Source organism: Sphingobium phenoxybenzoativorans, assembly GCF_018286635.1.
Taxonomy (GTDB): domain Bacteria; phylum Pseudomonadota; class Alphaproteobacteria; order Sphingomonadales; family Sphingomonadaceae; genus Sphingobium; species Sphingobium phenoxybenzoativorans.
The window spans coordinates 2,496,571-2,511,772 of record NZ_CP073910.1 but is presented as its reverse complement, the minus strand read 5'-3'; the positions used below and the strand labels follow the sequence as shown (position 1 = coordinate 2,511,772).

The following is a 15,202-nucleotide window of genomic DNA, read 5'->3' as shown; positions in this document are numbered from 1 at the left end:
CGCCGCCTCCCTATAGCGGATGCATGGCACCCCCCACCCGCAAGCCCTCAAAGGTGAAGCCCGCCGGCTTTCCCACCCGCGATCAGATCATGGATTTCATCGCGACCTCCGATACGCCTGCGGGCAAGCGGGAGATCGCCCGCGCTTTCGGGCTGAAAGGGCAGGAAAAGATCGCGCTCAAGGCGCTGCTCAAGGACATGGCCGATGAAGGGTTGATCGACATTGGTCCCGCCCGCGCCTTTCACAAGATGGGCGGCGTGCCGAAGGTGACGGTGCTGCGCATCGTCGATGTCGATGGCAATCAGCTTCTGGGCGTGCCGGACAAGTGGGAGGGGGAGGGCATTCCCCCGCCACGCCTGCGCATTGTGGAGCGCGGCAAGCGGAGCGCGCTGACCGTCGGCGACCGCATCCTCGCCCGCACGGAAGAAGCGGGCAATGGCTGGATCGCCCACCCGATGAAGAAGCTTGCCAAGGGCTCCGACCTCATGCTCGGCGTGATCGAGGCGAAGGAGGGCGGCAAGCTCTGGCTGCGTCCCGTCGACAAGCGCATCCGCAATGCTACGCCCATCAGCGACGCGGGGGACGCCAAACCCGGCGACCTGGTGCTGGCGGAGGCGAGCGGCCGTCCGCCCCGCATCAGCGCGCGTATCACGGATATCCTCGGCGATCCCTTCGCGCCGAAAAGCTTCAGCCTGATCGCGATCCATAAACATGGTATCCCCTTTGTCTTTCCCGACGCCACGGAGGAGGAGGCAGTGCGCGTCGCCAGCCTTCCCCTGCATGAGGACAAGCGGGAGGATCTGCGCCATTTGCCTATCGTCGCCATCGATCCCGTCGATGCCCGCGATTTCGATGATGCGGTCTGGGCCGCGCCAGATGAGGACCCCGCCAATCCGGGCGGTTTCCGCGCCATCGTCGCCATCGCTGACGTGTCCTATTATGTCCGGCCCGGCGGATCCCTGGACAGGGAAGCGCGCAAGCGGGGCAACAGCGTCTATTTCCCCGACCGCGTGGTCCCCATGCTGCCGCATCAGCTTTCTTCGGACATGTGTTCATTGCGCGCCGAGGAGGACCGGGCGGCGATGGCCTGCCACCTTGTTATCGACGCGAAGGGGAAGGTCACATCCTGGCGCTTCACCCGCGCCGTCATTCGCGTCGCCGCCAATATTCCCTACGAGCAAGCGCAGGCGGCGATCGACGGCGAGGTGGAAAACCCGTTGCTCGACACCGCGCTTCGCCCGCTCTGGGCGTGCTGGGCATTGTTGGCCAAGGCGCGGGATGCGCGCAGTCCGCTCGACCTCGACCTGCCGGAACGGCGGGTCGTGCTGGATGAGAATGGGCGGATCGTCAGCGTTGCCGTGCGGGAGCGGCTGGATGCCCATCGTCTGATCGAGGACTATATGATCGCCGCCAATGTCGCGGCGGCCAAGGCGCTGGAAGCGAAGAAGGCGCCCGTCATGTACCGCATCCATGAGCCGCCGGGACGGGAAAAGCTGGTGGCGCTGAAGGAATATCTCAAGACCTTCGACATGGAGTTCGCGCTGGGGCAGGTCATCCAGCCGTCGACCTTCAACCGCCTGATCGCGAAGCTTGGCGACAATGAGGCGCGGCCGCAGATCATGGAGCAGATACTGCGCACCCAGACCCAGGCTTATTATGGTCCGCAAAATGCAGGCCATTTCGGTCTGGCTCTGGGGTCATACGCGCATTTCACCTCGCCGATCCGCCGCTATTCGGACCTGCTTGTCCACCGCGCGCTTGTTGGCGCCTATGGCCTCGAACTGCCTGCGCCGAAGGACAAGGCGATCCCGGAGAGAAGCTCGCTCAGTGGCGAGGATATGGCGAATATGGGCCGCGTCGGCGAGCTCATCAGCCAGCATGAACGGCGAGCGATGGAAGCGGAGCGCGAAACGATCGACCGCTATGTCGCCGCCTTCCTGGCGACGCGCGTGGGCGAGGTGGTTGAGTGCCGCATCACCGGCGTCCAGAATTTCGGTTTCTTCGCGACGGTGGAGGGGCTTGGCGGCGACGGGCTGGTGCCTGTGTCGACATTGGGCGCGGAGCGTTTCTTCTTTGACGAGGCGGGCAAGGCGCTGGAGGGCATGAGCAGCGGCGACCGCTATACCGTCGGGCAGCATCTTCCGCTGCGGCTGGTGGAGGCCGACCCGATCAACGGCGCGCTGCGCTTCGAAATTCCCGAAGGCGCGAACCATCTGCCGGTGCGCGGCGACCGGTTGCGGGGCAAACCATTGCAAAGACGGGGCCGCCCGTCGAATATCCGGCATATCGGCAGCGCGCGGGGCAAGCATCGCAAGAAGTGATCCCGGAGATGGTTTGATCCAGAAAATCCGTTCACCCTGAGCGAAGTCGAAGGGGCCGCCAGAGCCGAAAGGCGAAGGCACTTCGCTTCGCTCAGTAAAAGGCTTCGACTTTGCTCAGCCTGAACGGACGAGTAGGCTGCGAAAAAGCCTAACTCAGCCGATCCAATGTTTCCCGGTCCAGCGATCCCGGTATGACCATGACAGGGCAGGGCAGGCGTCCTGCCTCGGCCCCCGCGAAATGCGCAACCAGCGGTCCGGGAGGCCCCACGGCCGCCGCGCCCAGCACCAGCGCTGCAATATCGTCATTATCGTCCAGCATCTTGCGCACAACGGTTACGGGGTCGCCCTGCCGCACGGTGATGACCGGCCTTATCCCAGATTCTTCAACCAGCGTTCCCGCCGCGCCCGTCACCAGGGCCTCGGCCCGTTGCCGCGCCTCCTCCTCGATCGTCGCCTGCACGCCGCCCCACTGGACGAACTCGGTAGGGGGCACCAAAGCGAGGATCTGGACCGCTCCGCCCGTCTTGGCGGCGCGGCGCGCGGCAAAGCGCAGGGCGGCCTCGGCCTCCCGTGTTTCGTCAACGACCACAAGATAAATGCGCATGGAGGCCCGCCCCGCTTGTGAAGCCTGAATCTGGGGCATATCTTTGCGGAAAACAAGGCTACCCTTGACCCATGCGGCCAAAGCGTCAAAACCGCACCAACCTCCCCTGGAATCACCTTAATAAAGGGCTGCACACCCCATGACGATCAACATCCAGATGCCGGCGCTCTCCCCGACCATGGAGGAGGGCACGCTGGCCAAATGGCTCGTCAAGGAAGGCGACACGGTAAAATCCGGCGACCTTTTGGCCGAGATCGAGACGGACAAGGCCACGATGGAATTTGAGGCTGTCGACGAAGGCACGATCACCAAGATCATGGTGCCCGAAGGCAGCGAAGGCGTGAAGGTCGGAACTGTTATCGCCACGCTCGCAGGCGAAGGCGAGGATGCTGCGGAAGCGCCTACACCGGCCGCCGCGCCCTTAGCGGAGAAGGCCGAGCCGAAAGCGGACGCCACGCCTGCCAAGGCTGAACCCGCGCCAGTCGCCAAGGCCGATCCTGTACCCGCGAAGGCGGAAAAATCCGTTTCCGACGGTGACCGTTTGAAGGCAAGCCCGCTTGCACGCCGCCTTGCCGAGCAGTCGGGTCTGGACCTTTCGACGATCGAAGGCAGCGGTCCGAACGGTCGCATCGTCAAGGCTGACCTTGATGGCGCGAAGCCGTCCGCAGCAACTGCCGCGCCCTCTCCCTCGTCGCAGGCCGCTGCTCCTTCGGCTGCGGCGCCCGCTCCCGCGCCGGAAGGCGTACCTTCGGAGACGATCAAGCTGTCGTCGATGCGGAAGGTCATTGCGCGCCGCCTGACGGAATCCAAGCAGACCGTTCCGCATTTCTATCTGACTCTCGACTGCAATCTCGACAAGTTGCTAAAGCTGCGCGGTGATCTCAACAAGGGTCTCGAAAGCCGCGGCGTGAAGCTTTCGGTCAACGACCTGCTGATTAAAGCGCTTGGCATTGCGCTGACGCAGGTGCCGGATGCAAATGTCCAGTTTTCCGGCGATAATCTCATCAAATTCCATCGCGCGGACATATCCATGGCCGTTGCGATCCCCGGCGGCCTGATCACGCCGGTTATCACTGATGTTGGCGGCAAATCCCTGTCCAAGATCGCGACAGAGGCCAAGGACCTCGCCGCCCGCGCCCGCGACGGCAAGCTGCAGCCGCAGGAATATCAGGGCGGCACCGCCTCCATCTCCAACCTCGGCATGTTCGGCATCAAGCAGTTCGACGCTGTGATCAATCCCCCGCAGGGCATGATCCTGGCGGTTGGCGCTGGCGACAAGCGTCCGCATGTGGTGGACGGCGCCCTGGCCGTTGCAACGGTCATGACCGCGACGGGCAGCTTCGACCACCGCGCCATTGACGGCGCAGTGGGGGCGCAGCTCATGCAGGCGTTCCAGGCGCTCGTCGAAAATCCGCTGAGCATGCTCGCCTGATGAGCAAATCCGACGAGGCTCCTCCAGCGATCGATCCGGCCGTCCGCGTCATCGCCATGCCCGCCGACACCAATCCCTATGGGGATATTTTCGGCGGCTGGCTGATGAGCCTGATGGATTCGGCAGCTGGTTCCGTCGCCGCCCGTCATTCAAAGGGTAGGGCGGTGACGATCGCGGTGGAGGGCATGGAGTTCCTCCGGCCCGTCGTCGTGGGAGATGAGGTGTCCGTATTCGCAACCCTGAAAAGCGTAGGCCGCACGTCCATGAATATAGCGGTGGAGGCCTGGCGCCGCACCCGGCATGACGATCGCTCCTACCGCGTGACACAAGCTACCTTTACTTTCGTGGCGATCGGAGAGGATCGCCAAACCCGCAGCGTGCCCCCCCTGGCGCAATAATCAGCAAAGAAAGTTCTGCATCATGGCTGACACTTACGACCTTATCATCCTTGGTTCCGGTCCCGGCGGTTATGTCGGCGCGATCCGCGCGGCGCAGCTTGGCATGAAGGTCGCCATCGTTGAGCGTGAACGGCTCGGCGGCATTTGCCTCAACTGGGGCTGCATTCCGACCAAGGCGTTGCTGCGCTCCTCGGAAATCTATCATTACATCACCCATGCCGAAGCCTATGGGCTGTCCGCGCCCAAACCCGCCTATGATCTGGAAAAGGTCGTCCAGCGTTCGCGCAAGGTTGCCGATCAGCTTAACGGCGGCGTCAAGATGCTGATGAAGAAGCACAAGATCGCCGTGCATGAGGGCGTTGGCAAGCTTGTCGGCAAGGGCAAGCTGGAAGTCACGCAGGGAGATCAAAAGACCGTTCTGGAGGGCAAGAAGATCATCGTCGCCACCGGTGCCCGCGCCCGCGATCTGCCTTTCGCGCCGGCCGACGGCAAGAAGATCTGGACCTACCGCACCGCCATGACACCGCCGGAAATGCCGACCAATCTGTTGGTCATCGGTTCCGGCGCGATCGGGCTGGAGTTCGCCAGCTTCTATGGCGACATGGGCGCGAAAGTGACCGTGGTGGAGATGCTGGATCGCATCCTGCCGGTCGAGGACGCGGAAATCAGCGCGTTCATGGAAAAGCAGCTCAAGAAATTCGGGATGGATATCCGCACTTCCACCGGCCTGCAGAAGCTGGAGGCTACGCCCAAAGGCGTGAAGGCGGAGATCAAGGCGAAGGACGGTACGGTCACCACCGAGGAGTTCAGCCACGCCATCGTCGCCATCGGCATCGTCCCCAATACGGAGAATATCGGGCTGGAAGCGCTGGGCGTTAAGACCGATCGCGGCCACATCGTCACGGACGGTTACGGCAAGACCAATGTCGAGGGTGTCTACGCGTTTGGCGATGTCACCGGCGCACCCTGGCTCGCGCACAAGGCGATGCATGAGGCGGTCATCTGCGTCGAGGCGATGGCCGGCGAACATCCGCATGAGATGGACGTGAAGAATATCCCCGGCTGCACCTATTCCCGTCCGCAGGTCGCCTCGGTCGGCTTGACGGAGGCCAAGGCGAAGGAAGCGGGATACAAGGTGAAGGTCGGCAAATTCCCCTTCATCGGCAATGGCAAGGCGATTGCGCTCGGCGAGACCGAGGGCTTCGTAAAGACCGTGTTTGATGAGGCAACGGGCGAATTGCTTGGCGCGCACATGATCGGCGCGGAAGTCACCGAACTGATCCAGGGCTATGTCATCGGCAAGACGCTGGAAACGACCGAGGCGGAGCTGATGGGCACGATCTTCCCGCATCCGACCATTTCGGAAGTCATGCATGAAGGCGTGCTGAGCGCCTATGGCCGCGCGCTCCATATCTGAGGAATTGGAGTGCGGGTGACGGGATGGCGGGGGTGAGACATCGGCGCGATCTTGGTCGCCGGGCGCTGCTGTTCATCCTGTCGCTGCTGCTGGTTCTGGCCATCGCCCTCGCGCAGCGCTGGGGATGGCTCAGGCCCTTCAATCACGGCCTTATGGGGGGGGCGGGAGCATGGCGCGACACCGCCATCGGTCCGCCCGTCACCCTGACAATGGTTGGGCTGAGCGAGATCGGCGATACAGCGGCGCGGATCGGCATGAGTCTGGTCGCCTGCGCCATGTTGTTCTGGCGCGGCAGAGGGCGTCAGACAGTCTGGCTGGTTCTTGTCGTGGTGGGCGGCACATTGCTGAACGCCGGACTGAAGCAGGTGTTCGCCGCGCCGCGTCCCGACCTTCTGCCGCATCTGGACATCGTAAAAAGCTACAGCTTTCCGTCCGGCCATGCGTCGGGAAATATGATCTTCTTCGGCGCGCTGGCTATGTTGATCGGCCGGGGGTGGGCATGGATCGCCGCTTCCGCGATGATTCTCCCCATTGGTTTCAGCCGGGTGTGGCTGGGCGTTCACTGGCCCACCGATGTCCTGGCCGGCTGGATATTGGGAATAGGGTGGTTGTTCCTGTGCGGCGGGTGGTTGCGCCGCTGATCCGTCGTTGCTGACCTGCTTGCCGCCGCTGCGCGTCCATGCTGTATTGCTTCAGTCAAACAGCAAGGGGAGGCAATCATGCAAGTCGATATTCTCTGGCCCACATTCCTGCTGGTCGCATTGGTCTATGCCGTGTGGTTGCTGATGTTCGTCAAGCGATCCGGCCATATGAAGGCCAATCCCCCGGCTAAGGAGGATTTGGCGACGGGCGAAGCGGCGCTTCGTTATTTCTCGCCGGTCGAGATGCCCGCAAATAACCTGCGCAACCTGTTCGAGATGCCGGTGCTCTATTTCGCGCTGGTGCCGCTACTGCTGATCACCCGCCACGCCGATCATCTCCAGATCTTTCTCGCCTGGATTTTCGTTCTTTTGCGCGTGGCGCACAGCGTCATCCATGCGACCAGAGGCCCGGTGATGGCGCGCTTTGCCGTCTACGCTCTGTCCTGCGCCATACTTTCGGCCATGTGGATCGGCTTCGCCATCGACATCGCATCCGGCCGATAATTTTACATCTGTATTATAATGTGATCGCGCGGTAGGCCGGTGTTATCTCAAAAAAATATGCGGAGGAATCGCATGAAGAAGTTCGCCGTCGCCGCTGGTCTCCTCGCCTCTCTGACGCCCATAGCCGCCAGCGCCGAAACCGTGGTCGTCACCGCCGACAAAATGGTCGACGTATTGACCGGCAGGGAGGTCGACAGCCCAGCGGTGTTTATCGAAGATGGCCGGATCACCAGCATCGCCGATGCCAGAACCGTCCGCTGGGCCGATACGGTCAGGCATATCAATCTGTCCGGCAAGACGATCCTCCCCGGCCTTATCGATATGCATGTCCACCTGACCAGCCTGGCGGAAGTCGGCGGTTATCAGGGCCTGCGTTATACCGACAGTTTCTGGACGGCGGTTGGCGTCGCCAATGCGAAAAAGACGTTGAAGGCGGGCTTTACGACCGTGCGTAATGTCGGCGCATCGGACTTTGGCGATGTCGGGCTGAAACAGGCGATTGAGGGCGGCTATGTCGAGGGGCCACGGATCGTGCCCGCAGGCTATGCCATCGGCGCGACCGGCGGCCATTGTGACGAGGGCGGCCTGCCTCCATCGATGGACGTCAAGCAGCCGTCCGTCGTGAATGGCCCGGAGGAAGCGCGGGCCAAGGTCCGCTGGCTCCACAAATATGGCGCCCGCGCGATCAAGATTTGCGCCACCGGCGGCGTATTTTCGCTGGGCGACGGGGTTGGCACACAGCAGCTCACTTTGGAGGAGATGAAGGCGATTGCCGATGAGGCGCATATGCTGGGGCTTAAGGTCGCCGCGCATGCACATGGTGATGAGGGCATCCGGACCGCCATCCTCGCCGGGATCGATACGATCGAACATTGCAGTCTGGCGGGCGACGAGACCATCAAACTCGCGGCCCAGAAAAAGACCTGGTTCGACATGGATATCTATAATGACGACTATATCCTTGCGACCGGCACGGCCAACGGCACCGAGCAGGAAAGTCTGGACAAGGAAAAGATGATCGGCCGTCTGCAGCGCGAAACCTTCCGCAAGGCGGTGAAGGCGGGCGTGCCGATGCTGTTCGGCACTGACGCAGGCGTCTATCCGCATGGCGACAATGGCAAGCAGTTCGCCAAGATGGTGGAATGGGGCATGACCCCGCTGCAGGCGATCCAGGCGGCGACCGTCAGCAGCGCGAAGGCGCTGGGGCAGGAGGGCGACGTGGGCGCGATCGCGGTCGGCCGCTATGGCGACATCATCGCTGTCGCCGGCGATCCGTTAAAGGATGTGACCGTCCTCGAACATGTCACCGATGTCGTGAAGGGCGGCAAGCTGGTCGACTAGCTGCCCGGACGCTCCACTGCCGTTCCGAAGTCGAAAAACGGACGTGCCAGCCTCATTTCCGTTCGGGCTGAGCCTGTCGAAGCCCTGTCCTATTCTTCAGGAGTAAGGACAGTCCTTCGAGAAGCTCAGGACGAGCGGATTTATCCTCAAATAGCAATATAGCCTGACAGGGCAGGCAAGTTCGCCGGAACGCCTTCACCCTCAAAACCCACAGCCGCCAATATCCTCAATTCTGCATCATCCGGCTGCCACGCGATGGGCGCGTCGGTCAGGTTGAACGCGCAGGTCACGGTTTCGTCGCCCATAATCCGGTCAAAGACCAGCAGCGCCTTCGGTGTCTTTCTGACCTTTATGCTGCCCGTGCGGATGGCTGCATGCGCCTTGCGCAGCGCCATCATCCGGCGCGTCCAGACCAGCATTGAGTCCGGGTCTGCCTCTTGCGTCGCTACGGCAAGCCTTAAATGCTCCGGGTCCATCGGCAACCACGGCTCAACGACCGAGAAATCGCCCCACGGCGCTTCCCCGGTCCACGGCATGGGCGTCCGTGCGCCATCCCGTCCGAGCGTCAGCGGCCAGTTCGCTATCGCCTCCGGGTCGACCAGCCGGTCATAGGGCACATGCGCTTGCGGCAGGCCAAGCTCCTCGCCCTGATAGATGAAAATATTCCCGCGCAGGCTCGTCAGCAGCAACATGGTCAGCCGCGCCAACCGGTCACGCTCGCGGCCCTCGCCCCAGCGGGTGACATGGCGGGGGGCGTCATGGTTGGAAAAGGCCCAGCTTGGCCATCCTTCCAATGCATCCTTCCCCGGCCATTCCGCTATCGCCTCCCGCACGACCTCCGCCGTCAGATCCGGGGCATAGAGATAGGTGAAGCCATAGGCGCTGTTCAGGCGTCCGGGCAGGCGGGTGAACTCCTTCATCTCCCGGTCGGCGTCCTCGCCGCCGACTTCCGCCACCGTGAAATGGTCGCCATGGCCGATGATCAGGCCGGCAAGGGACTCGATGAACAGCGGAATGCCGGGATGCCCCTGATTATAAAGCCGTTGCTGATAATCGAACGGGCGGGTCCTTGGCCCTTCCTTGGTTTCCGGCGGATTGTCCCGCAACTGCAGGTCATGCATCGCGAAGTTCAGGGCGTCGAGCCGGAACCCGTCGGCTCCCCGGTCCAGCCAGAAGCGCGCCGTGTCGAGCAGCGCCTGCCGCACGTCCGGGTTATGACCGTTAAGCTGCGGCTGATCTTTCAGGAAATTATGCAGATAATATTGCCGCCGCCGTGAATCCCACGTCCATGCCGGACCACCGAACACGGATTGCCAGTTGGAGGGCGGGGAGCCTTCGGGCTTGGGATCGGCCCAAACATACCAGTCGGCCTTTGGATTGTCCTGGCTGGACCGGCTTTCCACGAACCAGGCGTGCTGATCCGAGGTATGCGAGTAAACCTGGTCGATGATCACCTTCAGATTCAGCGCATGGGCGCGGGCGATCAGGGCGTCGAAATCGGCCAGCGTCCCGAAAATCGGGTCGACGTCGCAATAGTCGGACACGTCATAGCCGAAGTCGCGCATCGGAGACGTGAAGAAGGGGGACAGCCAGATGGCGTCGACGCCGAGCGACGCGATATGATCAAGCTTTGCGGTGATGCCCGGAAGGTCGCCTATGCCGTCGCCGTTGGAATCTGCGAAGCTGCGCGGATAGACCTGATAGATGACGGCGCCCCGCCACCAGCGATCGCTTTGGCTGTCGCTCATGATTCTCCTGCATGCCGCTGATGGTGACGCCATTGTGCGTTAGCGAAGGCGGCGATGCAAATGCTTCGACGGTCTTTTCAGGGGTGGCAGGGGAAGGCGTCGGCCAGCGCGACGCTGACGATCAGCGACGCGGGGAAATTGCGCTGATCGGCGTATGTTTTCAGATATTTGACGACGATATCGCGCACCTGCGTCGCGCCCAGCCGGTCGGGCCAGCATGTGGTGGGCGCGCGACCCAGATAGATGTCCTTCTTAATGCCATCGACCACCCCGACAACATAGGCCGTGCAGGCCAGCGCATATTCCGGCGCCTTGTTCTGGCATTTCTCCAGCAGGCTCGCGCCGGTTTCAAACATAAAAACCGACGGCGCCTTTGGAGGCGCCTGGACCGGAGCCGGAGCCAGCAACAATAATGGAGCAACAATAGACCCGATCATGAACGCCCCCCGCATTTTATGATTCATGCGGTTACCCGTTGAATTTCTACAGGAGTTTACCGGCGATGGGAAATGAATGTTAACCATATTGTGCCGCAGGAAAGCGGGGCTCCGGTCATGGCGGCGGCCCTCTTCTGAAAGTCGCGCCGCTGGTACGCGCGCGGCGGCTGCGCCGGGGGCGACATGTCCTGCATTCCGTCCCCGGCGCAGCCGCCGCTCCGAAATGCCGAAACAGTCCAGAAACGTAGGATTTGTCCCATTTTCTGACAGCAGAAAAAGCCCCGAACGGGCTTAACCCGCCATTATCCGTGCCGTGATTGTAGGTCGAGTGGGTGAACGCATCTGTCCGGTCACCCTGAAAGTCAGCGCGCCGTGCGCTGGCGGTGCAGGATCGCGACTGTGTTTCATCACAAGGCCATTCAAGAGACCATCGCCGCCGCGACGCCGCGGAAGATCGTGATCCTGACCTCCCATGTATTCCTGCCCGGCTATCGTAAGGCGTCCGTCCATTTCGTGGCGCAGAATTGGGCGGAGCAGGGCAACCAGGTCTATTTCACTACCGTCGGACATAGTTGGCTGACCTACGCCAAGGACAGGCCGCGTTTCCTGGCGCTGTCCGCGCATCAGGCGAACCATTTCGAGCTGGTGCGGCAAAATCTGTGGGCAGGAGCCTATCTGCCGCCCATTCACGCCTTCAGTTCGGGCAACGCGGTGCTCGACCGGCTGAGCGAGGGCGCGTTCCGGCTATATGGCAGTTATCTGCCCAAATTTGCGCGCGAGCAGATCGCCGACGCCGACCTTGTCGTCATCGAGAGCGGCTCCGCCCTGTGCTTCTTCGACACGGTGCATCGTTACAATCCCGAAGCGCGCCTGCTCTATTTCTGCCGCGATCTGCTGAAAAGCGTGGGGGCGGCATCAGTGCTGGAAAGCATCCAGGAGCGGGCTATCCCGCAGTTCGATACTATCTGCGTGCCATCCCGCCTGCTGGCCGAGCGCCTGCCCGCGGGCGGCAATGTGCGTTTCATTCCGCAGGGCGTCGATGCGCGCCTGTTCGACAAGAAGCAGCCATCGCCCTATCCGGCGGGCAGCCGGAACGCCGTGTCCGTGGGCAATATGCTGTTCGATGAGGATGCCGTTGCCGCAATGGCGGCGGCCGCCCCGGAAGTGACCTTCCATATCTTCGGCGCGCAGTGGCACGGGCCGCTGCCCGCCAATGTCGTCATCTATGGCGAGCGGGATTTCGACAGCATCGTGCCCTATATCCGCCACGCCGACATCGGTCTGGCGCCGTACAGGATGACGGCGGGGGAGGTGTATCTCTCGGAATCCAGCCTAAAGCTGCCCCAATATAGCTATTGCAGGCTGCCGATCCTGATGCCGGACCTCATCCCCTATACCGGCAAGAACGCCATTACCTACCGGCTGGATGGAGAGGATGACTGGCGGGGCAAGATCGATGCGGCGCTGGCGCTTCCCCACTCGGCATCTTTGCGCAAGGGGATCATGACCTGGCACGATGTAGCCCGGCAGACGCTTGAGGCGGCCTTCGAGGGCTAACGCTGGATGCTGCCGCTATCGTGGCGCGATGAAGGCTGAGAGGCTGGCCGCGATCCGCTTCGCAGGGCCAGGCAATTTGCCCTCCACAGCGGCCAGCAAAAGGCCGGCATCGTCCGGATCGACCAGCCGAAGTAGACGGATCGCGAAGATATAGACCAGAGCGCCCGCAATCACCCCGACGGCGATGGCGGGAATGGGCGGGATCATCATCACCGGAATAGCCGCCGCAGCGGCGCACAGGCCGCCTGCGATCATCGTGCGGATCAACGCTGCCCAGGGCGTCGCGATCCCGATATGCCGGGCGGCGATATAGAGGAGTATCGCAAGCGTCAGGAGGCTGACCCCGGCGCGCGAACAGGCTGCCCCCTCCAACCCTGCCCAGGGGACGATGGCCAGCAGCAGGATGATCGTCAGAAAGCCGCTGAATATCTGGATGCGCAGGATCTGCTGGCTCTGGCTGGCGGCGCTGATCAGGCCCCAGGGAATGACGGCGAGCGCCGCCGCGCCGACCGTCGCCATCAGTATGACGGCGGCGGGAATGGCGGGGATGAAAGGCTCACCGAACACCAGCGGCAAAAGCGCGGGGATGATCGCGGCTCCGCCGAAAGTCACGGGAAAGATGATCAGGCTGACCATGCGCATCACGCGGCTGTAGGAGGTCTGCAGCGACTTCATGTCGCCGCGCGAATGCGCATCGGCAAATCCCACGATAAGCGCGGGGGATATCTGCAGCATGATCTGCTCGACCAGCCCGGCCAGCGCAAGGCCGGATGCGAAATAGCCAATCTGGGTAGAGGCGAAGAAGATGCCCAGGAAAAGAAACTCGATCCGCGAGAGGATCATATTTTCCACCAGGTCGCTCAGCCACATATTCCCCGCATAGGACCGCATCTCCGGCGTGAGGGGACGAGCGGGGTGCCTGAAATAGCCCCGCAGGCGCAAAGCTTGGGGCAGGTAGCGGGCGACATGGCCGATCAGCGCCCCCGCCGCCCCCCAGAACCATGCTCCGATAAGTACGAGCGGCACCTGCAGCGCGCCGCCTATCGCCGTGCTGACCGCTGTTTGCCCGAAGCGCCCGCGTCCCCGCGCGACCGCCGTGGAGAAGGCGGACAGCGCATAGGCGACAAACAATGCCGCAGTGACCGCCCAGCGCCATGCGCCTCCATCCTCGTGACGGCCCAGCCACGCGGCATAGCCAAGCATGCCCGCACCCACCAGCATCACGGAGAGGAGGAAGGTGCGCAGCGCCGAATGCACCAGCCCCTTCCAGGCATCGCCCGGTCCCGAAGCGGCCCCGGCATTGCGGAGCATCGTCTGCGGAAGGCCAAGATCGGCGACGGCCGAGGCGGATGTCGCGGCCCATAGCGAAAAGGCGATAAGGCCCGCGCCGGACGGCCCCAGCATCCGGCTGGCAATGATGTTGCTTACGAAGCCGGCCGCCAGCGATGCGCCGGTCGCCGCTATGCTGATCAGGGAGGAGCGCAGGATATTTGCCATCAGCGCGTCTTTATCGCGAGTCCATAACCGCCTGTTAAACGGCCGCTGTTACAATCGCCGCAGCAAAGCGAGGAAAGGGCGCAAGTGACGGCGGCGGTTACGGACAGGGATGTTTTCCTCAATACCGGACATACCCAGAAAAGCTGGAAGGACGTGGCGCGCAGCGCGATCTGCAGGATCATCGCGCCGCTTCCCGACGCGACCTTCTGCGCGCTGAAATATTTCACGTTCCGGGGCCGGTTCCCCGACCTTCGCAACCCGCGGACCTTTACCGACAAGGTTCAGGCGCGCAAGCTTTATGACCGCAACCCACTTTTCCCGACCATCGTCGACAAGGCGGATGTGAAGGCGCTGATTACCGAGGTGGCCGGTCCCCGCTATGTCGTGCCGACGCAATGGGTGGGCACGTCGCTGTCCAGCGTCGACTGGCGGAAGATCGCCCTGCCTGCGGTCGTGAAGCCCACGCATGCCAGCGGCGTCGGGCGTCTTTTGCACGATTGGGATGATGTCGACGCGCTGATGGCCGACGACCCTTCGGAAGCCTGGCTGGCGATCGATCATGCCTCCTATAATCGCGAATGGGCCTATAGCCAGTTGGAGCCGCGCATCATCATCGAACCGATGCTGCTTTCGCGCGGTGCCATTCCGCCCGACTACCGCCTGTTCACCTTCGATGGCGTCGTTTCCCATATCGAGGTGGATTTTGAGAGCGAGGGCCAGACATCCTACTGTAATTATGACCCCGAATGGCGAAAGCTGCCGTTCCACGACCCCGATTATGACGGTTTCTTTCTGGGCGAGGTCGAAAAACCGGCCCGGCTGGAGGAGATGATCCGCCTCGCCGAACGGCTGGGCAAGGGGTTCGATTTCCTGCGCGTCGATCTCTACGCCTGCGACGAATGGGTCAGGGTAGGGGAACTGACCCTATATCCCGGCGGCGGCTTCGACGCTTTTGAGCCGAAGGAATATGATCTGCTGCTCGGAGCAAAATGGCGCCTGGGCTTTTCCGTTCCGCAATAGGCGAATAGCCGGCCGCTTCGCCCTTTCACAAAGCGACCGGCCGTTGTGGTAAAACCGGTAAGCCTGCGGATATTGTGTCGGGAGGGGCGGGCTTTTACGCTCTCGTGATCCGGGTATGGCTTCGATCGCCCGATGCGATTGTTTCTAAGCTTCTGAATTTACAAGAATTGTAAATCAGCCATTTCGGGGCAACACTTTGTTACAACCGGAAAATGGGCCGGACATCCTGCTTGATTACCTCAATGATCAGTTACCGGCGCGAACCAGTCGCCGGGATCTAGCAGG

13 protein-coding genes are annotated in these 15,202 nt (G+C 62.4%); 9 read left to right on the top strand and 4 right to left on the bottom strand.

Annotated elements, in window-relative coordinates; translation table 11 throughout:
• Window positions 1-23 precede the first annotated feature (23 nt).
• Window positions 24-2,321: a ribonuclease R gene (gene rnr, locus KFK14_RS12260; RefSeq protein WP_212607832.1), complete on the top strand. Its 2,298-nt coding sequence runs from the start codon at window positions 24-26 to the stop codon at window positions 2,319-2,321.
• A gap of 148 nt (window positions 2,322-2,469) precedes the next feature.
• Here rnr and KFK14_RS12255 read toward each other — a convergent pair whose 3' ends face one another.
• Window positions 2,470-2,925, bottom strand: coding sequence for a universal stress protein (locus tag KFK14_RS12255; RefSeq protein WP_212607831.1), 456 nt, complete (start codon window positions 2,923-2,925; stop codon window positions 2,470-2,472).
• Between the two features lie 139 nt (window positions 2,926-3,064).
• Here KFK14_RS12255 and KFK14_RS12250 point away from each other — a divergent pair, with 139 nt between their 5' ends.
• From KFK14_RS12250 to KFK14_RS12225, 6 genes are all read left to right on the top strand, one after another.
• Complete coding sequence (locus KFK14_RS12250; protein WP_212607830.1) at window positions 3,065-4,357, top strand: pyruvate dehydrogenase complex dihydrolipoamide acetyltransferase; 1,293 nt, start codon at window positions 3,065-3,067, stop codon at window positions 4,355-4,357.
• Entirely contained in the window at window positions 4,357-4,755 is a 399-nt protein-coding gene (locus tag KFK14_RS12245) for an acyl-CoA thioesterase (protein ID WP_212607829.1), read from the top strand. Before KFK14_RS12250 ends, KFK14_RS12245 begins: the two co-directional genes overlap by 1 nt.
• A gap of 22 nt (window positions 4,756-4,777) precedes the next feature.
• Window positions 4,778-6,172, top strand: coding sequence for a dihydrolipoyl dehydrogenase (lpdA, locus tag KFK14_RS12240; protein WP_212607828.1), 1,395 nt, complete (start codon window positions 4,778-4,780; stop codon window positions 6,170-6,172).
• A 23-nt stretch (window positions 6,173-6,195) separates the two neighbouring features.
• A complete protein-coding gene (locus KFK14_RS12235; protein WP_212607827.1) occupies window positions 6,196-6,813 on the top strand; it encodes a phosphatase PAP2 family protein in 618 nt (205 codons plus the stop codon).
• A gap of 78 nt (window positions 6,814-6,891) precedes the next feature.
• The gene (locus tag KFK14_RS12230) at window positions 6,892-7,317 is read left to right on the top strand and encodes an MAPEG family protein (protein WP_212607826.1); all 426 of its coding nucleotides are present in this window, start codon (window positions 6,892-6,894) and stop codon (window positions 7,315-7,317) included.
• A gap of 72 nt (window positions 7,318-7,389) precedes the next feature.
• Window positions 7,390-8,658 carry a Xaa-Pro dipeptidase gene (locus tag KFK14_RS12225; RefSeq protein ID WP_212607825.1) on the top strand — a complete coding sequence of 423 codons (1,269 nt, stop codon included), beginning with the start codon at window positions 7,390-7,392 and terminating at the stop codon, window positions 8,656-8,658.
• Window positions 8,659-8,804: 146 nt separating this feature from the next.
• Here KFK14_RS12225 and KFK14_RS12220 read toward each other — a convergent pair whose 3' ends face one another.
• Both KFK14_RS12220 and KFK14_RS12215 read right to left on the bottom strand, forming a co-directional pair.
• A complete protein-coding gene (locus KFK14_RS12220) occupies window positions 8,805-10,406 on the bottom strand; it encodes an alpha-glucosidase (protein WP_212607824.1) in 1,602 nt (533 codons plus the stop codon).
• 77 nt (window positions 10,407-10,483) lie between these two features.
• Window positions 10,484-10,762 carry a Rap1a/Tai family immunity protein gene (locus KFK14_RS12215; RefSeq protein ID WP_139139189.1) on the bottom strand — a complete coding sequence of 93 codons (279 nt, stop codon included), beginning with the start codon at window positions 10,760-10,762 and terminating at the stop codon, window positions 10,484-10,486.
• A gap of 480 nt (window positions 10,763-11,242) precedes the next feature.
• Between KFK14_RS12215 and KFK14_RS12210 the strand changes: the two genes are divergently transcribed.
• On the top strand, window positions 11,243-12,400 hold the full coding sequence (locus KFK14_RS12210) for a GumK N-terminal domain-containing glycosyltransferase (RefSeq protein ID WP_212607823.1): 1,158 nt from the start codon (window positions 11,243-11,245) through the stop codon (window positions 12,398-12,400).
• A 15-nt stretch (window positions 12,401-12,415) separates the two neighbouring features.
• Here KFK14_RS12210 and KFK14_RS12205 read toward each other — a convergent pair whose 3' ends face one another.
• Window positions 12,416-13,897, bottom strand: coding sequence for a lipopolysaccharide biosynthesis protein (locus KFK14_RS12205; protein ID WP_212607822.1), 1,482 nt, complete (start codon window positions 13,895-13,897; stop codon window positions 12,416-12,418).
• 84 nt (window positions 13,898-13,981) lie between these two features.
• Here KFK14_RS12205 and KFK14_RS12200 point away from each other — a divergent pair, with 84 nt between their 5' ends.
• On the top strand, window positions 13,982-14,917 hold the full coding sequence (locus KFK14_RS12200; protein WP_212607821.1) for an ATP-grasp fold amidoligase family protein: 936 nt from the start codon (window positions 13,982-13,984) through the stop codon (window positions 14,915-14,917).
• The last annotated feature ends 285 nt before the right edge of the window (window positions 14,918-15,202 follow it).

Excerpts from the sequence above, each read along its gene's own strand:
- rnr (WP_212607832.1), top strand. The coding sequence starts at position 24 with ATGGCACCCCCCACCCGCAAGCCCTCAAAGGTGAAGCCCGCCGGCTTT.
- KFK14_RS12255 (WP_212607831.1), bottom strand. The coding sequence starts at position 2,925 with ATGCGCATTTATCTTGTGGTCGTTGACGAAACACGGGAGGCCGAGGCC.
- KFK14_RS12250 (WP_212607830.1), top strand. The coding sequence starts at position 3,065 with ATGACGATCAACATCCAGATGCCGGCGCTCTCCCCGACCATGGAGGAG.
- KFK14_RS12245 (WP_212607829.1), top strand. The coding sequence starts at position 4,357 with ATGAGCAAATCCGACGAGGCTCCTCCAGCGATCGATCCGGCCGTCCGC.
- lpdA (WP_212607828.1), top strand. The coding sequence starts at position 4,778 with ATGGCTGACACTTACGACCTTATCATCCTTGGTTCCGGTCCCGGCGGT.
- KFK14_RS12235 (WP_212607827.1), top strand. The coding sequence starts at position 6,196 with ATGGCGGGGGTGAGACATCGGCGCGATCTTGGTCGCCGGGCGCTGCTG.
- KFK14_RS12230 (WP_212607826.1), top strand. The coding sequence starts at position 6,892 with ATGCAAGTCGATATTCTCTGGCCCACATTCCTGCTGGTCGCATTGGTC.
- KFK14_RS12225 (WP_212607825.1), top strand. The coding sequence starts at position 7,390 with ATGAAGAAGTTCGCCGTCGCCGCTGGTCTCCTCGCCTCTCTGACGCCC.
- KFK14_RS12220 (WP_212607824.1), bottom strand. The coding sequence starts at position 10,406 with ATGAGCGACAGCCAAAGCGATCGCTGGTGGCGGGGCGCCGTCATCTAT.
- KFK14_RS12215 (WP_139139189.1), bottom strand. The coding sequence starts at position 10,762 with ATGTTTGAAACCGGCGCGAGCCTGCTGGAGAAATGCCAGAACAAGGCG.
- KFK14_RS12205 (WP_212607822.1), bottom strand. The coding sequence starts at position 13,897 with ATGGCAAATATCCTGCGCTCCTCCCTGATCAGCATAGCGGCGACCGGC.